Source organism: Methanimicrococcus hacksteinii (genome assembly GCF_032714515.1).
GTDB classification, from domain to species: Archaea; Halobacteriota; Methanosarcinia; order Methanosarcinales; family Methanosarcinaceae; genus Methanimicrococcus; species Methanimicrococcus hacksteinii.
Map to the genome: position 1 here is coordinate 1 of NZ_JAWDKC010000002.1, position 636 is coordinate 636.

1 tRNA gene and 1 rRNA gene are annotated in these 636 nt (G+C 42.5%); both read right to left on the bottom strand.

Features of this window, described 5'->3' with window-relative positions:
* Positions 1 to 310: 310 nt before the first annotated feature.
* Positions 311 to 383: transfer RNA gene (locus MmiAt1_RS00460), tRNA-Ala, on the bottom strand.
* Positions 384 to 576: 193 nt separating this feature from the next.
* A 16S ribosomal RNA gene (locus MmiAt1_RS00465) occupies positions 577 to 636 on the bottom strand; the annotation flags it as partial.

The window sequence follows — 636 nt, forward strand, 5'->3', positions numbered from 1 at the left end:
GAGCCGAGCCATCCACCTGTTGGCGTAACACCATTCGCTTAACCGATTTTTCAGTTAGCGTCTGATATATCTGTCCAACTTGTTGATTTGTTGTTGTTTATCTTCTTCAACCTTTACATGACATCACTTAAATTACGTGCTGGCACACGATTTATCCGTCCTTCCCCCGCAATTGCTTGCGGAGTGCATTATAAATGATTTCAGGGAATTGCACCCTGCGCACTTTAAAATGCGCTTCTGAATTATTGTTTGAACCGGACAGGTTTAATCCGACCGATTTTGTTTCCGATTATTATCGGATCCAATAAAATGGACTTGTGGGGATTTGAACCCCAGGCCTCCGCCTTGCAAAGGCGGCGATCTTCCAGCTGATCTACAAGCCCAATACGTCAATTCGGGCATTTCCCGATTTGTTTTTGGGTCTTGCCCGATGATCTTTTGGTTTCGAATTTTGGTTTCGAATTTTGGTTTCTAATTTTGCTTTGAATTATTTTTGGTTTTAATTCAAATTAAGATCTTTTATTGGTTTTTGTTGTGACCTGATGTTTTTTCGGCATTCGGCGGTGTTTTATTCTTAGGAGGTGATCCAGCCGCAGATTCCCCTACGGCTACCTTGTTACGACTTAACCCCCCTTG